The sequence below is a fragment of the Amycolatopsis rhabdoformis genome (assembly GCF_035918295.1).
GTDB classification, from domain to species: domain Bacteria; phylum Actinomycetota; class Actinomycetes; order Mycobacteriales; family Pseudonocardiaceae; genus Amycolatopsis; species Amycolatopsis rhabdoformis.
Window position 1 is genome coordinate 8,212,797 of sequence record NZ_CP142149.1, and the last position, 15,783, is coordinate 8,228,579.

11 protein-coding genes are annotated in these 15,783 nt (G+C 71.3%); 8 read left to right on the forward strand and 3 right to left on the reverse strand.

Annotation, left to right across the window (positions count from 1 at the left end; genetic code table 11):
- Positions 1-7: 7 nt before the first annotated feature.
- The 6 genes from cutA to VSH64_RS37950 all read left to right on the forward strand — a co-directional run bounded on the left by cutA (position 8) and on the right by VSH64_RS37950 (position 11,384).
- Complete coding sequence (gene cutA, locus VSH64_RS37925; RefSeq protein ID WP_326567565.1) at positions 8-328, forward strand: divalent-cation tolerance protein CutA; 321 nt, start codon at positions 8-10, stop codon at positions 326-328.
- Positions 329-552: 224 nt separating this feature from the next.
- The gene (locus VSH64_RS37930) at positions 553-2,052 is read left to right on the forward strand and encodes a cytochrome ubiquinol oxidase subunit I (protein WP_326567566.1); all 1,500 of its coding nucleotides are present in this window, start codon (positions 553-555) and stop codon (positions 2,050-2,052) included.
- Between the two features lie 129 nt (positions 2,053-2,181).
- Positions 2,182-3,192: a cytochrome d ubiquinol oxidase subunit II gene (gene cydB, locus VSH64_RS37935; protein WP_326567567.1), complete on the forward strand. Its 1,011-nt coding sequence runs from the start codon at positions 2,182-2,184 to the stop codon at positions 3,190-3,192.
- Between the two features lie 44 nt (positions 3,193-3,236).
- Positions 3,237-6,998, forward strand: a complete 3,762-nt coding sequence (gene cydC / locus VSH64_RS37940) for a thiol reductant ABC exporter subunit CydC (protein WP_326838140.1) — start codon at positions 3,237-3,239, stop codon at positions 6,996-6,998.
- 674 nt (positions 6,999-7,672) lie between these two features.
- Positions 7,673-8,815, forward strand: coding sequence for a GAF domain-containing sensor histidine kinase (locus VSH64_RS37945; protein WP_326567568.1), 1,143 nt, complete (start codon positions 7,673-7,675; stop codon positions 8,813-8,815).
- Positions 8,816-9,221: 406 nt separating this feature from the next.
- Entirely contained in the window at positions 9,222-11,384 is a 2,163-nt protein-coding gene (locus tag VSH64_RS37950; protein WP_326567569.1) for a hypothetical protein, read from the forward strand.
- Here VSH64_RS37950 and VSH64_RS37955 read toward each other — a convergent pair whose 3' ends face one another.
- On the reverse strand, positions 11,385-12,941 hold the full coding sequence (locus VSH64_RS37955) for a hypothetical protein (RefSeq protein ID WP_326567570.1): 1,557 nt from the start codon (positions 12,939-12,941) through the stop codon (positions 11,385-11,387).
- A complete protein-coding gene (locus VSH64_RS37960) occupies positions 12,941-13,567 on the reverse strand; it encodes a response regulator (RefSeq protein ID WP_285971182.1) in 627 nt (208 codons plus the stop codon). The genes VSH64_RS37955 and VSH64_RS37960 overlap by 1 nt, the downstream gene beginning before the upstream one ends.
- A gap of 416 nt (positions 13,568-13,983) precedes the next feature.
- Between VSH64_RS37960 and VSH64_RS37965 the strand changes: the two genes are divergently transcribed.
- Positions 13,984-14,112: a hypothetical protein gene (locus VSH64_RS37965; RefSeq protein ID WP_326567571.1), complete on the forward strand. Its 129-nt coding sequence runs from the start codon at positions 13,984-13,986 to the stop codon at positions 14,110-14,112.
- On the opposite strand, the gene VSH64_RS37970 is transcribed toward VSH64_RS37965, so the two are convergent.
- Positions 14,113-14,463 (reverse strand): nucleotide pyrophosphohydrolase, encoded by a 351-nt coding sequence (locus VSH64_RS37970; RefSeq protein WP_326567572.1) that lies wholly within the window; start codon positions 14,461-14,463, stop codon positions 14,113-14,115.
- Between the two features lie 130 nt (positions 14,464-14,593).
- On the opposite strand from VSH64_RS37970, the gene VSH64_RS37975 reads away from it, so the two are divergent.
- Positions 14,594-15,553, forward strand: coding sequence for a nitrate- and nitrite sensing domain-containing protein (locus VSH64_RS37975; protein WP_326567573.1), 960 nt, complete (start codon positions 14,594-14,596; stop codon positions 15,551-15,553).
- Positions 15,554-15,783: the final 230 nt, after the last annotated feature.

Genomic DNA, 15,783 nt, shown 5'->3' on the forward strand with positions numbered 1-15,783 from the left:
TCGGGTCATGCCTGCTGACCACGTGGTCGTGACCACCACTGTCGACAAAGAAGCGACCGCTCGGAACATCGCCACGAGCGCCGTCGAGGCGCGGCTCGCCGCCTGCGCCCAGATTGTGGGGCCGATCACCAGCGTGTACCGGTGGGACGACGAGGTGCGCGTGGACAACGAGTGGCGCGTGGAGTGCAAGACGGCCACCGACCGCGCGGGCGCGCTCGAGGAGTTCCTCAACGTGCGCCACGGCTTCGACCTGCCGGAGATCATCGTGACGCCGATCGTGGGCGGGAGCCCGCGGTACCTGTCGTGGCTGGTGGAGCAGACGCGGTAGGCCGTCGTGCCGCTGTCGGGTAGTGCCGTCGGGTAGCGCTGTCGAGTCCTGTGGTCGGTTGCTGCTGCCGGGTACTACTGTCGGGTACTGCTTTCGGGTACACAGTGGACTGTTGTGCTCGATGGCCCTGACGTGCGGGTTTCCCGGATTCAGGACGTAGGTCCCTCGGTATTCGGGACGTGTTGAACTGGTTGGCCGCGCGGGCGCGGAGTTAGCTCGAAGACGTGGATGTCCTTGAGCTCGCGCGGTGGCAGTTCGGCATCACCACCGTGTACCACTTCCTGATGGTCCCGCTGACCATCGGACTTTCGGTGCTCGTCGCCGGGATGCAGACCGCCTGGGTGCGGACCGGCAACGAGCGCTACTTCAAGATGACCAAGTTCTGGGGGAAGCTCCTCCTGGTCAACTTCGCCATGGGGGTGGTGACCGGGATCGTCCAGGAGTTCCAGTTCGGGATGACCTGGAGCGCCTACTCCCGCTTCGTCGGCGACGTGTTCGGCGCGCCGCTGGCGATGGAGGGGCTCGTCGCGTTCTTCGTGGAGTCGACCTTCCTCGGCCTGTGGATCTTCGGCTGGGACCGGCTCCCGAAGCGTGTGCACCTGGCGTGTGCCTGGGCCTTCGCGCTGGCGTCGATGGCCTCGGCCTACTTCATCCTGTCCGCGAACTCGTGGATGCAGCACCCGGTGGGTGTGGAGTTCGTGAACGGCAAGCCGACGATGAACTCGATCTTCGCGGTGCTGGGCAACAACACGGCGCTGGCGGCGATCCCGCACACGCTGGCCGGCGCGTTCTCGGTGTCGGCGGCGTTCCTGGTCGGCGTGGCCGGGTGGCACCTGTGGCGGCGGCGGTCGGCCCCGGAGTCGGAAGCCGGCGTGCACCGGGACGTCTGGCGCGCGTCGCTGCGACTCGGTGGCTGGGTCGGGATCGTGGCGTTCGCGGTGCTGGCCATCACGGGTGACACGCAGGGCAAGCTGATGTTCCAGCAGCAGCCGATGAAGATGGCCTCGGCCGAAGCGTTGTGCCACACGGAAAAGCCGGCGAGCTTCTCGATCCTGGCGATCGGCGACGTCGCGGGGGCCAACTGTGAGGACGTGAAGACGTTCACCGTGCCGGCGCTGTTGTCGTTCCTCGCGCACAACGACTTCTCCACCGAAGTGCCGGGCGTGGAGAACCTGATCGGCCAGTACCAGGCCAAGTACGGCACCAACTACCCGAACGACCCGGACCTGGGCCCGCTCGCGGGCAAGCCGATCGACTACGTGCCCAACCTGCCGGTGACCTACTGGGGTTTCCGCGCCATGATCGGGTTCGGCGCGATCGGGGCCGGGATCGGCCTGCTGGCGCTGTGGCTCACCCGCCGCGGCCGGCTTCCGGGCAAGCGCTGGTTCCCGTTGCTGCTGGTGGCGGGCATCGCGACGCCGTTCATCGGCAACAGCGCCGGCTGGATCTTCACGGAGATGGGGCGTCAGCCGTTCGTGGTCGCGCCCAACCCGACCGGGGTCGACGGCATGTGGATGTTCACGGCCGAGGCGGTGTCGAAGCTGTCGGTGGGCGAGGTGTGGACGTCGCTGATCTCGCTCACGGTGCTCTACCTGGGGCTGGGTGTGGTGGAGCTGTTCCTGATGCGCAAGTACATCCGCGGCGGGATCGAAGGGGTCCTGCCGCCGCCTGCCCACGGTGAGGAGCCGGGTTCGGATGACGACACCCTCTCGTTCGCGTACTGAGATGTTGGGTCGAACCCAGCGTGGTCGGCTGATCACCCGCGAGAGTTACCCACAGGCAATCTGTGGACAACTGGATGGGTTGTGGATAACTCAGGGTCGTGGTGTGGATCAGCGCTGTGGAGGGTTGCGATGACGACGCTGCAGCTGGTGTGGTTCGGGATCATCGCGCTGTTCTGGCTCGGGTACCTGTTCCTCGAGGGTTTCGACTTCGGCGTCGGGATGCTGCTGCCCGTGCTCGGGCGCGACAACACCGAGCGGCGCGTGCTGGTGAACACGATCGGGCCGGTGTGGGACGGCAACGAGGTGTGGCTGATCGTCGCGGCCGGCGCCACGTTCGCGGCGTTCCCGAGCTGGTACGCGACGCTGTTTTCCGGCGCCTACCTGCCGTTGCTGCTCGTGCTGCTGGCGCTGATCGGGCGCGGGGTGGCGTTCGAGTACCGCGGCAAGGTCGACTCCGAACGCTGGCGGCGCACGTGGGACCGCGTGATCATGGTCGGCTCGTGGATCCCGCCGCTGGGCGTCGGGCTGCTGCTCGCGACCACCGTGCTCGGCCTGCCTCTCGACGCCGAAGGCAACCGCGTCGGCACGCCGTTCGAGGCCGTGCGGTGGGACACGCTGCTGGGCGCGCTCGCCGTGGTCGGGTTTTCGCTGGTGCACGGCGCGGCGTTCCTGTCGCTGAAGACGTCCGGCGAGCTGCGTGAGCGGGCTCGGGTGCTGGCGCTTCGGCTGCTGCCGGTGGCGTTGCTGCCGATGATCGCGTTCCTCGTGGTGGTGCAGCTGCGCGCGGGGCAGGTGTGGACGTGGTTCGCGCTGGGCGTCAGCGTGCTGGCCGCGATCGTGGCGTGGCTGCGGCTGCGCGCCGACCGCGATGGGCAGGCGTTCGCCGCGCTGGGCGTGGTGATCTTGGCGGCCGTGGTGACGATGTTCGGGGCGCTGTACCCCAACGTGCTGCCCTCCACCGGGGATCCGGCGAACTCGCTGACGATCGCGCAGGCCGCCGCGAGCCCGTACGCGCTGAAGGTGATCACGTGGGTCGCCGCGTTCGGTGCGCCGGCCGTGCTCGTTTACCAAGGCTGGACCTACTGGGTCTTCCGCAAGCGCATCGGCGTGCAGCACATCCCGGCGGTGCACGCACCGTGACCACACTTCCCGGCCGCACCACCCTTCCCGCCCCTAGGTCCACAGTGGACCAGGTGCGGCCGGGCAAGGGGCCGCTCGGCGCGCTCTCGGCTCTCGGGCCGGCCGCGCGCCGGGCGCTGCTCTTCGTGGCGGCGCTGTCGTTCGTCAACGCCGCTTTCCTGGTGGCCCAGGCGTTTCTGCTCGCCGACGTGCTGGCCGCGCTGGTCTCCGCAGGGACCGGGGGCCGCACCGCTCAGCTGGCTGCCCTGTTCGCGCTGGTCGCGGGGCGGGCGCTGGTCGGCTGGGCGGTGCGGGTGGTCTCCGCGCGCGCCGCGGCCACCGCGCAGCAGGACCTGCGCGCGAAGGTCGTCTCGCACGCCCTGCGGCTGGGCCCGGAATGGCTGGCCCGCCGCGGCGACGGCTCGCTCACCGAACTGGTGACCCGCGGCCTCGACGCACTCGACGCGTACTTCCGCGAATACCTCCCGGCGCTGGTCACGGCCTTCGTCGTACCGCTCGCGGCGGGCGCGGCGATCCTGTGGACGGACTGGCCGTCGGCGGTGATCGTCGTCGCGACGGTTCCGCTGCTGCCACTCTTCGCCGTGCTGGTCGGCAAGTTCACCGCCGACCGCGTGGCCGGTGCGACCGACGCCGTGCACCGCATGTCGGGCCTGCTGCTCGAACTCGTGCGCGCCCTGCCGATCCTCACGGCCTTCCACCGCGCGGACGCCCAGTCGGCGACCGTCGCGCGCGTCTCGGACCGCCACCGCCGCGCGACGCTGAAGACGCTGCGGGTGGCGTTCTCGTCGGCGTTCGTGCTCGAGTTGGTGGCGACGTTGTCGGTGGCTCTCGTCGCCGTGGTCATCGGCGTGCGGCTGGTGTCGGGCTCGTTGCCGCTGGCCATCGGGCTGGGTGTGCTGATCCTGGTTCCGGAGTGCTACCAGCCGCTGCGCGCGGTTGGCGCGGCTTTCCACGCGAGCGAAGACGGTGTCGAGGCCGTCCGCCGCGTGGGCGACGTCTTGGCTGAACCGGCGCCTTCGTTCGGCAAGACGGTTCCGCCCTGTGGACAACTCACTGTGTCGGACCTCAGCGTCGCTCGCCGCGGTGGGTTCGCCCCGGATGGTTCGTCGTTCACGGTGAGCCGCGGCGAGACTGTCTGGCTGCGGGCGCCGAGTGGCGGCGGGAAGTCGACCACGCTGGCCGCGGTGCTGGGGTTCGTGCCGGCTTACGACGGCTCGATCACCGTCGGCGGGGTGCCGCTGGGTGAGGTCGACGTGGCGAAGTGGCGGGCGGATGTCGCTTGGGTGCCGCAGTCGCCGGTGTTCAGCGGGGGAACGGTTTTCGAGGAAGTGGCTGTCGGCGGCCTCGGCGGTGTCGTTGGTGTCGGCGTGGGTTCGGGAGCCGCGGCTGGTTTTGACGGCTCGGCGGACGCGGTCGGCCCGATCGGTTTCGGCAGCGCGGCCCCTTCTGGCCGCTCGGGCCGTCTTGGCGTCGTGCCAGGAGATTCGGGGGACGGAGTCACGGCCGCGGTTCGCGGCGTGCTCGGCGCGACCGAGGTCGTGCGCGCTGCCGAGGCGGGGCACTCGGTTGGTGTCGGCGGCGCTGGTGAGGTTGGCGCCGCGGCCGGCGAACGCGGCTCGCGTGGTGCCGGACAGGTAACCGGGATTGGTGAAGTAGCTGCGGCTGGCGGCTCGGCCTCGACTAGTGGTGCGAGCGAAGCTGTTGACTCGGGCAATGCTGATAGCGCGGCCGGAGTTCGCGCGGGTAGCTCGGGTGGTGCCGGACAGGCGGCTGGGTTTGGTGAAGTAGCTGCGGCCGGTGGCTGGGTCTCGACGAGTGGCGCGGGCGAAGCTGCTGACTCGAGCAGTGCTGACAGCGCGGCTGGAGTTCGCTCGGTTGATGCCTCCGTTGTCGTCGAGGTGTTGGCGGAGCTGGGGTTGGCTGGGCTGGAAGACCGGTCCGTGGATCAGCTTTCGGTGGGGCAGCGGCAACGCGTGGCTGTCGCGCGGGCGTTGGTGCGGGTGCGGGCCGGGGCGTGGTTGTTGTTGCTCGACGAGCCGACCGCGCACCTCGACGAGGTGAACGCGCGGCGCGTGCTGGGGGCCGTCGAGCGGGCGGTGGCCGGTGGGGCCGCGGCGATCGTCGCGGCGCACGAGCGGGCGGCGGCGGTGGCTGTGGGGGATGAGAAGCCGTTGTCGGGAACGGCCGTCGCGGGCGAGGTTGCGGCTGGGCGGCCGCTGGCGTGGCGGTTGCTGCTGGATCGGCGGCTGTTCGCGGGGTCGGTGCTGGGCGCGTTGGCGCTGTTGGCGGGCGTCGCGTTGACGGCGACTTCGGGGTGGCTGATCGCGAAGGCTTCGTTGCAGCCGCCGATTCTGACGTTGACCGTCGCGGTGGTCGGGGTGCGGGCGTTCGGCCTGGGCCGCGCGGGGCTGCGGTACGCGGAGCGGCTCGTGACGCACGATGCCGCGTTCAGGATCGTCGGGCGCCTGCGGGTGCGGCTGTGGGAGGCGCTGGTGCGGCTCGGGCCGGCGCGTGCGTTGGCGGCCGGTGAGGGGCAGCGCCGTCTGGTGGCCGACGTCGATGCGGTGCGCGATCTGCTGCCGCGGGTGGTGTCGCCGCCGATCGTCGTCGGGCTGGTCGCGGTGGGGGCGATCGCGGTGCAGACGGTGGTGCTGCCGTCGGCCGGGTTGCTGCTCGTCGCCGCGGTGGTGGTCAGCCTCGCTGCGCCACGCGTCGCGCTGCTCACCGAGCGCCACGCGACGGCCGCGCTCGCCGCCGGCCGCCGCGACGTCGCCGCGCGCGTGCTCGTGCTGTTCAGCTCGGCCGCCGAGCTGCTCGCCTACGGTGGCGCCGCCGCGCGCCGCCGGGCGCTGTTCGCGACCGATGCGAACCTCACGGCCGCCACTCGCCGCCAGGCCTTCGGCGCCGGCGCCGCCGACGCGCTCATCGTGCTCGCCACGGGCGCGGCCGCGGTGGGCAGCACGATGCTGGCCGCGCCGGCCGTCGCGTCCGGTGCGTTGGCGGGGGTGATGGTGCCGCTGCTCGCGCTGGTGCCGTTGGCGCTGGCCGAAGTCCTCTCGCTGCTCCCGCCCGCCGCCACGCACTGGGACACACTGCGCGCCGCACGGCTTCGCCTGGGCGCGCTCGACTCGGCCGCCCCCGTGCCACCCGGCAAAACCGGCCCGGCCGTCCGGCTGCGCCGCGCGGACCTCGGCTGGCCCGGCGCCGAGCCCGTCCTGCGCGACGTGACGCTCGACATCGCGCCCGGCACCTACGTCGCCGTGGTCGGCCCGAGCGGCGCCGGCAAGTCGACTTTGGTGGCCGCGCTGCTCGGCTTCCTGCCGCCGCGCGCAGGCGAGGTCGAGGTACCCGCGCACGTCTCGTGGGCCCCGCAAGAGCCGATGCTGGTCTCGACGACCGTCGCGGAAAACCTCCGCCTCGCCGACCCCCACGCCACCGACACCGACATCCGGCACGCCCTGGACCTCGCCCACCTCCCCGAACTCGACCCGACCACCCTCCTCGACAGCGCCGGCACCGGCCTCTCCGGCGGCCAGGCCCAACGCGTCGCCCTCGCGCGCGCCCTCCTGGCGGCACCCTCGGCCGACCTCGTGCTGCTCGACGAACCCACGGCTCACCTGGACGAAGGGACCGCTCGGGCTCTGCGCACCACGCTGCGAACCGAGTTGGCGGGCCGCACCGTCGTGCACGTGACCCACAACGTGGACGAGCAGCTCGACGCGGATGTGGTCCTTGAGGTCCGCGGCGGGCGCGTTGAAGTGCGCGAAGTGGAGCCGGTGAGTGCTGCTGTGCGGGGTGTTCGGTGATGACCGCGGTTGTTGGGTCGATTCGCGGCGGTGACGTGGTCCGCGGTGGTCGGCTTGTCGTGTGCGATGCGGCGCCGGTGCCTGCGATCGTGCGGGATGGTCGGTGATGGCCATGATTTCGGGGTCGGGCTGCGGGCCCGATGCAATCGGCGGCGGCCGAGTGGCCGTGCGCGATGCGGCGCCGGTGTGTGTGGTCGTGAGGGCTGGCTGGTGACGGCCATGATTGCGGGCCCCGGCCGCAAGGCTGATGCGAGCCGGGGCGGTCGGGTCGCTGTCGGCGAGGCGGGGCTCGGGCGCGCGGCTGTGTCAGCTGGCGAGGCCGAGGCCGTCACCGAGGTTCGTGGCGGCCGGGTGGTGGTGCGATGCGGCGCTGGTGTGCGCGGTCGTGAGAGGTGGTTGGTGATGGCCATGATCTCGGGTCGCGGCCGTCAGACCGATGTGGCGTGCGGAAGCCCGGAGCTGGCTCGCGCGGTCGTGCGGGGTGGCGAGGCCGAGGTAGCCCGGGCCCGCGGTGGCCGAGTGCACCTGCCCGGTAGCAGCCGAGTGGTCCTGCGCCGAAGTGGCCGGGTCGTCGTGTGCGATGCGGCGATGGCGTGCGCAGTTGTGAGAGGTGGTTGGTGACGGTCACGATTCCGGGTCCGGGTCGCAAGCACGCGCTAGGGTCGGTGTTGCTCATGGACCCGACACTTGCCGCGCGGGCGTTGTCCGCTGCTACGGAGATCACGAGCACCGCGTTGTCCGGCGATGATCCGGAGGCGGTGCTGGACACGGTCGTGACCAGGGCCGCGCAGTTGGCTGACGCGGACCTTGGTCTGGCCATGGTGAGCGCTGACGACGGGCTCGTGGTGGTCGAGGCTGCCGTGGACATGAGTGGGGCCGGGCGTGCGCTGCAAGGGCTGACGTTGCCCGCCGACTCCGCTGCCGGCCGTGTGGCGCGCGGTGGGGAGCCCGTGGTCAGTGATGACTTCACCGTTGACCCGCGCACCGCGCCCTACGTGCCCGACGAGTTGCGTGGCTTCGGGCCGTTCGCAGCGGCGCCGTTCGGCTCCGGCGGGCGGGTGCTGGGCGCGCTCACGGTCTACCGCCTGCAGGGCCGCGAGCCGTTCTCCGCGGGGACGGTCGAGATGCTCGTGGCGTTCGCCGCGCAGGCCGGCGTGGTGCTCGCGCTCGCCGAGGGCGCCAACGCGCGCCACCGCGTGACGCTCTACCAAGAGCGCGAACGCATCGCCCGCGAGCTGCACGACGTGATCGTGCAACGTCTCTACGGCGCCGGCATGCAGCTCGACCGCGTGCGCCGCAACATGCGCAAGCGCTTCGCCCAGGCCGACGGCGCGCGCCTGTCCGACGCGATCGACCAGCTCGACCAGACCATCGAGGAAATCCGCGGCACCGTGCGAGCCCTGCGCTCACCCGAGCCCCGCCACGACACCGGCACGCCGACCGACCTCGCCGAATCCGCCCGCGGCGAAGTCCGCATCGCCGGTGAGCTCCTCGGCTACCCGCCGACCCTCGAGCTCTCCGGCGAGTTCGCCGACGTACCCGCCGAGCGCGCCGACCACATCCGCGCGGCACTGCGCGAAGCACTGTCCAATGTGGTCCGCCACTCCGGCGCGAGCGAAACGCGCGTGACCCTGACCCGCGACCGCGACGGCGTGAAACTCCGCGTGCGCGACAACGGATCCGGCGTACCCCAAGGCGTCGCCACCCGAGGCCTCCGTCACCTCGCCGAACGCGCCGACACCGCCGGCGGGAAGTTCTTCATCAACTCCTCACCCAGCCTCGGCACGCTCGTGGCGTTCGATCTCCCTCTGGACTAGTCGCACGTGCGCGACCGCCACCCACAGCGCTGATCCGGCTTCAGCCATCACGCGTCATGTGAGCCGCTCCTTCCTCTCCCGACGGGCACGTGGCTTCCCGTTCAACTGCAACACCAACAACGACACCAACAACGACCGACCTCAACGAAAACGAAACAAACCCCAGCACTGCGAGCCATCACTCGCTTTCTCCTGGTGACGAGTCTACCGGGAAATCGAACACCCATTCGACTCACGATGGGGTGAATCCGGAGGAGCCTTACCGAATCCGCTGTGGCCGACCGTGACGGATCAGGGTCGTCGATCGGCCACTCGGCTGGTTCTGAGCCCGGCCGGCCATCTCACGGACAGTCACGACCTTCGCGCACACTGCTAGCGTGGACGGCAGGACTCATGAGGGGGTTACGTGAGCGCGGACGTGCTGTACGCCGAACTCATCAAACAGGGCGTGGCGTTGGCGTTCACCGCCGGCAGCAAGGCAGGCGAGTACCTGTGGGGCCGCGTCACGCGCCGGCGGCACAACGATCCCGCCGCCCTCGAACAGGCCGTCGCACGGTTGATCGCCGAGCATCCCGACTCCGTCCACCAGCTCAAAGCACTCGTCGACGCCGACCTGGCGACAACCGGAAAAGTTCCCCAGATCGTCCCTCGTTCGCCGCTGTTCGTCGACCGCGTCACCGTGTGGCAGCAGCTGAACGCACGTACCGGAACCGCCGTCCTGACCGGCCCGTCCGGCATCGGCAAGACCGCCGCGGCCGAGCACTTCGCCTTGCACAGCAAGCCTTCCTACCCCGACGGCTCCGTGCTCGTGAACTGCGCCGAGTTCCGCGACGGCCCCGGCGGCCCGCTCGGCCGCAACCGGATCAAGGCGTACCTCCTCGCGCGCCTGGGCGTCGAAGTGCTGAGCACCGCCGACGACGACCTCGCCGTCCAGTACCTCGAAGTCCTCCAGCCGCTGCGGCTGCTCGTCGTCTTCGACAACGTCGAAAGCGCCGCCGAACTTGACGGACTGATCCCGCCATCCCCGATGAGCCTCGTGCTGGCCCTGACCTCGGCGCCGGAAACCGACTTCCTCCTCGACTTCGCCCTCGTCCCGCTCGGCCGCCTCGAGGACGGCGCCGACCGCCAGCTGCTCGAAGCGATCTGCTCGCCCGAGCTCGTCCGGAACGACCCCGAGGGCACCCAGAAACTGCTGGCCCAATGCGATCGCGTGCCCGCGGCGCTGGTCGTGGCGGCGAACCGCGTCCGATCGTTCGCCGCCCTCACGCAGCGGCCCCTGGCGGCGGCCGCGACCGAACTCGAGAGCGGCGGCTCGCTCGGTCCCGTGAGCCACGCGTACGACGAGGCGCTGTCCGGGCTGCCCGCCGAGGCCGCCGAACTCTGCCGGCTGCTCACCGTGTTCCCGGGCCCGAGCTTCACCGCGGAAGCCGCCGCAGCACTCGTGGCGCGTCCGGTAAAACAGGTCTGGACGTTGCTCACCGAGCTCCACGACCAGGTGCTCGTCACCCGCACCGCCGACGGCCGCCTTCAGCTCGGCAACCAGGCCCGGCAAGCCGTTCGCAGGACCGGCAACACGAACGGCACCGGCGAGGCCTTCACCCGGCTCGTCCGCTTCTACGCGGCGCGCGCCGTCCAGGCCGACTTCCGGAAATCGGGGCCGGACCGCCTACGCCTCTACGACCCGACGCTCCCGTCCGGCACCGAAAACCCCGAGTTCGACGGCGGTCCGGTCGACTGGCTCGTGGCCGAGCTGCCGACCTATCGCGCCCTGGCCGGCACCGCACTGGACGCCGGCCTCCACCACGAACTCCTGCAGATCTGCGGCGCGCTCGAGATCGTCGGCCTGCACCGCGGGCGGCACCGGGACCTCGAAGCGATCCTTGACCGCGGTCTCCGCACCGACCCGCCGCCGGCGGTGCGCGCCCGGATGACGAGCATGTCCGGGCGCATCCTGTCGTTGATCGGCGAGTTCGACCGCGCGGCGCACGCGTTCGCGCAGGCCGAAGCCGCCGTGCGGCAGGTGCGGATCCCGGAGCTCGAAGCGTCGGTGCTGGAGTTCCGCGGCCTGTTCCACCGCGAGCAGGGCCAGCTCATGCGCGCCGTCGCGTGCTACCGGGGCGCCCTCGCGATCACCCGCAGCCTCAGCGTCGAGGGGAAACCGCATCGCGGCCGTGGTTTGCACGCCCGCATGCTGGCCAACGTCCTCGTCTCGCTCAGGCAGTTCCCCGAAGCGCTGGCGCTGGTGCAGGAAGCCGAAAACCATACGCTCCCGGGGAACGACCGTGACCGAGCCCAGGTCTGGCTCGTGCGGGCGAAGGTGTTCGCGGAGACCGGCCGCGCCGCCGAGGCGCTCGCGCTCCTGCCCGAGGCGTGGCGCCTGGCCAACGGCGCCGGCAGCAACCAGTACGACCTGGAGTTCAGCGAGGCGACCGGCGACGCCGCCTGGCGCGCCGGCGGGTTCGACCTCGCGCGTCAGCACTGGTCCGGCGCCTGGCAGCGGTACGAGGCGTCGCGTCATCCTCGGCGGGAACGCCTGTACCACAAGCTTTGGTACGGCCTCCCCGCGTAATCAGCGCACGCGCAGATCCGTCAACGGCAGCCCCCGCACCGTGCGCCAGTGGGCGGCGGACGCCAGCACCAACGGATCGACGGCGGCGGGCAGGTCGGTGATCACCCCGTCCGTCCACACGCGACACAGGCCGGGCGCGGTTTCGGCGAGGAGCCGGGCGTTCGGTCGTCGGCGCGCGGTTTCGGCGGCCCAGCCGGCGAAGTCGGCACCCGCCGAGCGGTGGACGACCGCCGCGCCCTCGAGCTCGGCGAGCGTGGCCAGCTCGGCGTGGGCGACGATGTGCTGACCCGGCAACGGCGCCCCGGGCACCGAAGCCGGAAACCGCCGGACGAGCAGGTCGTCGCCGGCCGCCTCCACGCCGACCCGCAACGCTGTCGGCGCCTCGTACTCCGGCACCGGGTCGTCGACCGGCGGAAACGCGGCCGGCCGCGACGGTTCCGGCAGGTCCAGCAGCTCGTACAGCAGCGCCCGGAGGATCTCCGCGCACTTGCCGGGGTACTCCACGGCTTCAGCAGCCGGACCGGCGACGGGACCGCTCGCGATCGCCGCCGCCACCTGGTCCGGCAGAGCACTTTCGTCGAGGCGCGGCGCGCGGGCGACGAGATCGGCGAGCGGCGAGCCGGCCACAACGGTGTCGGCGACCGGGCTCCCGATCACCACCGGCACGCCGGCCGCGCTCGCGTACAGCGGCATCGAACCGCAGTCGGAAACCAGGCAGTCGGCGGACAGGATCGTCGCCTGCCAGCCGCGCTGGGGCGGGATGAGCGTGAGCCCACCGCGCCTCGCGGACGCGAGGACGGCGCGCACCTGCAGCGGGCTGTGCGCCGACCACACGCCGGGGTGCAGCACGAGGCTCACGCGGTACTCGTCCAGCGGCAGTTCGGCCAGGAAACGGTGGGGCAGCGAAGGATTCGAGCCGATCAGCGACTGCGGGCCCCACGTGGACGCGAGCACCACGTGCGTGCGGTCGGCGGCACCCAGCACCCGCCGGAAGTGCGGCACGCGGTGGGCGCTGGCCAGCATCCGGTCGTGGCACGGGTCGCCGATCACGACGGCGCTCTTGCCGCGCACGTGACCGAGCTGGTTGCCGTGGGAAAGGCCGACGTGGAGGCGGTCGCCGCGCAGGCGCGCGGGGTTGAGGCCGGAGATCGTTTTCGTGCGCGGGTAGTACTTCTGATGCCCGATCCCGTGCGGCACGAGCAGCACTGGGCACCTCAGCTCGGCGAGGTCGTCGTTCTCGCTCGCGGCGACGGCCAGGTCGAACTCGGCCGTCCGGGCCTGGCTCCACGGGACGACCGCCGCGCCGAGGCTCGTGAGGAGTTCCGTGAGCCCCGCGCTGAACACCGCGGGGCGGCGGTCGTCGAAGGTGAAGACGGGTTGCACCCGGTGGTCGTCTTCCAGCAGCGACAGGATGTCCAGCAGCCGCGTGACGGTGGTGACCGTGCGCGTGACCACGAGGATCCGCTTCTCGACGCCGTAGGTCAGCCAGTGGTCATACGCCGGATCGACGGGGACTTTCGGCCGGAACGACGGGGGGGGGTCCGGTTTTTCGGACATCACTTGCCGCGGCGCGCGATCCAGGCGGCGGCTTGGGTGCGGCGCTGCATGCCGAGCTTGGCGAGGACCGAGGTCACGTAGTTCTTCACCGTTTTTTCGGCCAGGAACAGGCGTTCGGCGATTTCGCGGTTGGACATGCCCTGGCCGATGAGCTCCAGCACATCGCGCTCGCGGTCGGTGAGGGCGGCGAGGTCGTCGGTGGGCGGGTGGCGCAGCTTGTCGAGCACGCGGGCCGTGGACACGGGGTCGAGCAGGGAGTGGCCGGCGGCGACCTCGCGCACGGCGTTGACCACGTCCTGGCCGCGCACCTGCTTCAGCAAGTACCCCGACGCGCCGGCCATGATTGCGCCGACCATGGCTTCCTCGTCGTCGAACGCGGTGAGCATGAGGCAGGCCGGCGGGTTGGGCTTCGAACGCAGCTCGCGGCACAGCGTGATGCCGTCACCATCGCCGAGGCGCACGTCGACCACCGCGACGTCCGGCTCCACGTGCATCGCCACCGCCAGCGCCTCCTCGACGCCCCCGGCCTCGGCGACCACCTCGATGTCCGCCTCGTCGCCCAGGAGGTCGCGCAGACCCCGGCGCACCAGTTCGTGGTCGTCGACGAGCAGCACCTGGATCGGCATACCCCGAGGTTACGGCCTCGCGGGGCCGCCGGCCGGTGCTGGTGCCCGACGACACGTCCGGTCTGCGGCGAAAAATCACCGGATGCACCCGATCGAGGCGCGTCGGAATCATTCCGGAATTGATGCGTAACGGTGTGGGCGGCGGCGCGATATGTCCGGCATCGGTTTTGCCGGACTCTTGGGAAGGTTTCCGCGTTGGTCGTCTTTTGTCGTTCCCTTGGTATGTTTTCCCTGGTCGCGGGACTTGCTGTGCTCGGTTCCGCCACCGCGCAGGCGGAACCGGGAAATCCGGCTGACGCAATTCCGGAAACGTCGATATCCCCATTCGCCGAACCGCTGCTCGTGGCCGCGGGTGCTGTGCTCGCGGCCACCGCGTCCGGTGGGCTGGTGTTCTACCTGCGCCGCCGGGTGGGCTGATGCGGATCGCGGTGGTGGCGGCGCTGGTGGTGGCCGTGGCGGCGCTGTTGGCAGTGGCGTTCCTGCGGCCGCCGGCGCCGGTTCCCGCGCAGCAGGTGGTGACGACGAGCCGGCCCGCGGCCCGGTGATCAGCGCTCCAGCGGCGGGAAACGGGTCTCGTTGCGGTCGACCTTCGCGTTGCCCACTTCGAGGAGGTCGATGTCCAGGGACTCGGCTAGTTGCAGGAGGTAGAGGAGGACGTCGGCGATTTCGTCGCGGACGTTGGCGGTCAGGGTGGGGTCGGAGCGGTACTCGCGGGCTTCCTCGGGCGTGAGCCACTGGAAGAGGGAGATGAGTTCGCCGACCTCGCCGGAGAGGGCCATCACGAGGTTCTTGGGGTGGTGGAACGGTTCCCAGTCGCGGGCGGAGGCGAAGTCGCGCAGGCGCTGGATGAGGGCGTCGAGGGTGCGGGGTTCGGGGGTGCGGGCGTCGAGAGTCACGGGGAAGTGCGTACCACGGCCGTCACGCTGGGCTAACGGCCGTATGGCGGACTTGCGTTGACCGGTGCGGCGCGGGGTTCCTAGCGTGGGCCGGACCGGGGCTGGTCGGGGAAAAGCGGAAGGAAGGGCCGTGGAGTACCTGCGCAGGCGCGTGGTGTTGATCGCGTTCGTGCCCGGAGCGGCGTTGGTGCTGGTGGCGCTCGTGATCGGGATTTTCCTGGTGCAGCAAGCGAATCGCGTGCGCGGGCTGGCGGATGACACGGCGCGGGCGTCGAACGAGGTCACGCGCACCGTGGTCGGGCTGCAGGAGCGGCGCGGGCAGGCGCTGACCGGCGACGATCGCCTGGCGGCGTTCACCGGGTACACACAGCGGATCGACGGCGCGATCGCCGGGCTGCGGGAGTTCACCCGCTCGGCACCGGACGCGGAGACGGCGTACCAGCAGAACACCGCGGTCGACCTGCTGGTGGCGACGGAAGGGTTGTACCGCGCGGATTCCCTGGCCGTGGCCGGGCTGGACGGGGCGACGCGGGGGCTGTTCACGGATGCCGTCGGTGGTTATCGGACGGCGCTTTCGGGGGTGGCGGGCCGGCTTACGGAGAGTGGTCGGGAGCGGTATGAAGCGCTCGTTCGCGGTGCGGACTGGAGCACGCTGACCGCGGTTGAGAACGCGCTCGCCTCCGCTGCGCCGCTGCCGGTGGCCGCGTCGACTTGGCGGGCGGCGGTGGCGGTTGTGGGGCGCGGGCTGGGGGAGCTGTTCGCGCAGCAGAACACCTTCGCGGTCCAGCTGACGATCGACCACGCCCACCGCACCCTCGGCGGCGCGCTGGCGGGTGGGGCGGCGATCGTGGTGTTCGCGGCGGTGGTGCTGGCGGTGGCGGTGCGGCTTGCCGATCGGCTGACGGTGGGGCGGCCGAGGTTGGCGAGTGAGGTTGCGGTGGCGGTGGTGCGGAGGAGGAGGGCGGGTTCGGGCGCGAGGTGGCTGTGGCGAGGCGAGGGGTGGCGGATGAGTGCGCGGTCGTCGCGCGGAGGGTGGCGCCGGAGCCGGGGACAACGCGGGGGCGAGTGGCTGCGGAGATGCCAGGACTGAGTGCGGGGCCGTGTGGGGGCGGTGCGGCGGCGGAGGGTCGAGAGGTCACGGCTGGGTGCGAGGCTGTCGCGCCGAAGGTGGCTGTAGCGGAGCAGGGGGCTGTGCCGGGGCGAAGGGCGAAGGGGAGGAAGAGCTTGGCGGCTGAGCATGAGGCCGCCGGACCTCCGGCGGCGGCGAAACGGGGGACGTCGCCGGGCCGGGGATCGGCCGTGAGCCAGGGTTCGGCGGCC

What these genes read in the sequence shown, in the direction of transcription:
- cutA (WP_326567565.1), top strand. Translation starts at nt 8, where the DNA reads ATGCCTGCTGACCACGTGGTCGTGACCACCACTGTCGACAAAGAAGCG.
- cydB (WP_326567567.1), top strand. Translation starts at nt 2,182, where the DNA reads ATGACGACGCTGCAGCTGGTGTGGTTCGGGATCATCGCGCTGTTCTGG.
- VSH64_RS37945 (WP_326567568.1), top strand. Translation starts at nt 7,673, where the DNA reads ATGGACCCGACACTTGCCGCGCGGGCGTTGTCCGCTGCTACGGAGATC.
- VSH64_RS37955 (WP_326567570.1), bottom strand. Translation starts at nt 12,941, where the DNA reads ATGTCCGAAAAACCGGACCCCCCCCCGTCGTTCCGGCCGAAAGTCCCC.
- VSH64_RS37960 (WP_285971182.1), bottom strand. Translation starts at nt 13,567, where the DNA reads ATGCCGATCCAGGTGCTGCTCGTCGACGACCACGAACTGGTGCGCCGG.
- VSH64_RS37965 (WP_326567571.1), top strand. Translation starts at nt 13,984, where the DNA reads ATGCGGATCGCGGTGGTGGCGGCGCTGGTGGTGGCCGTGGCGGCGCTG.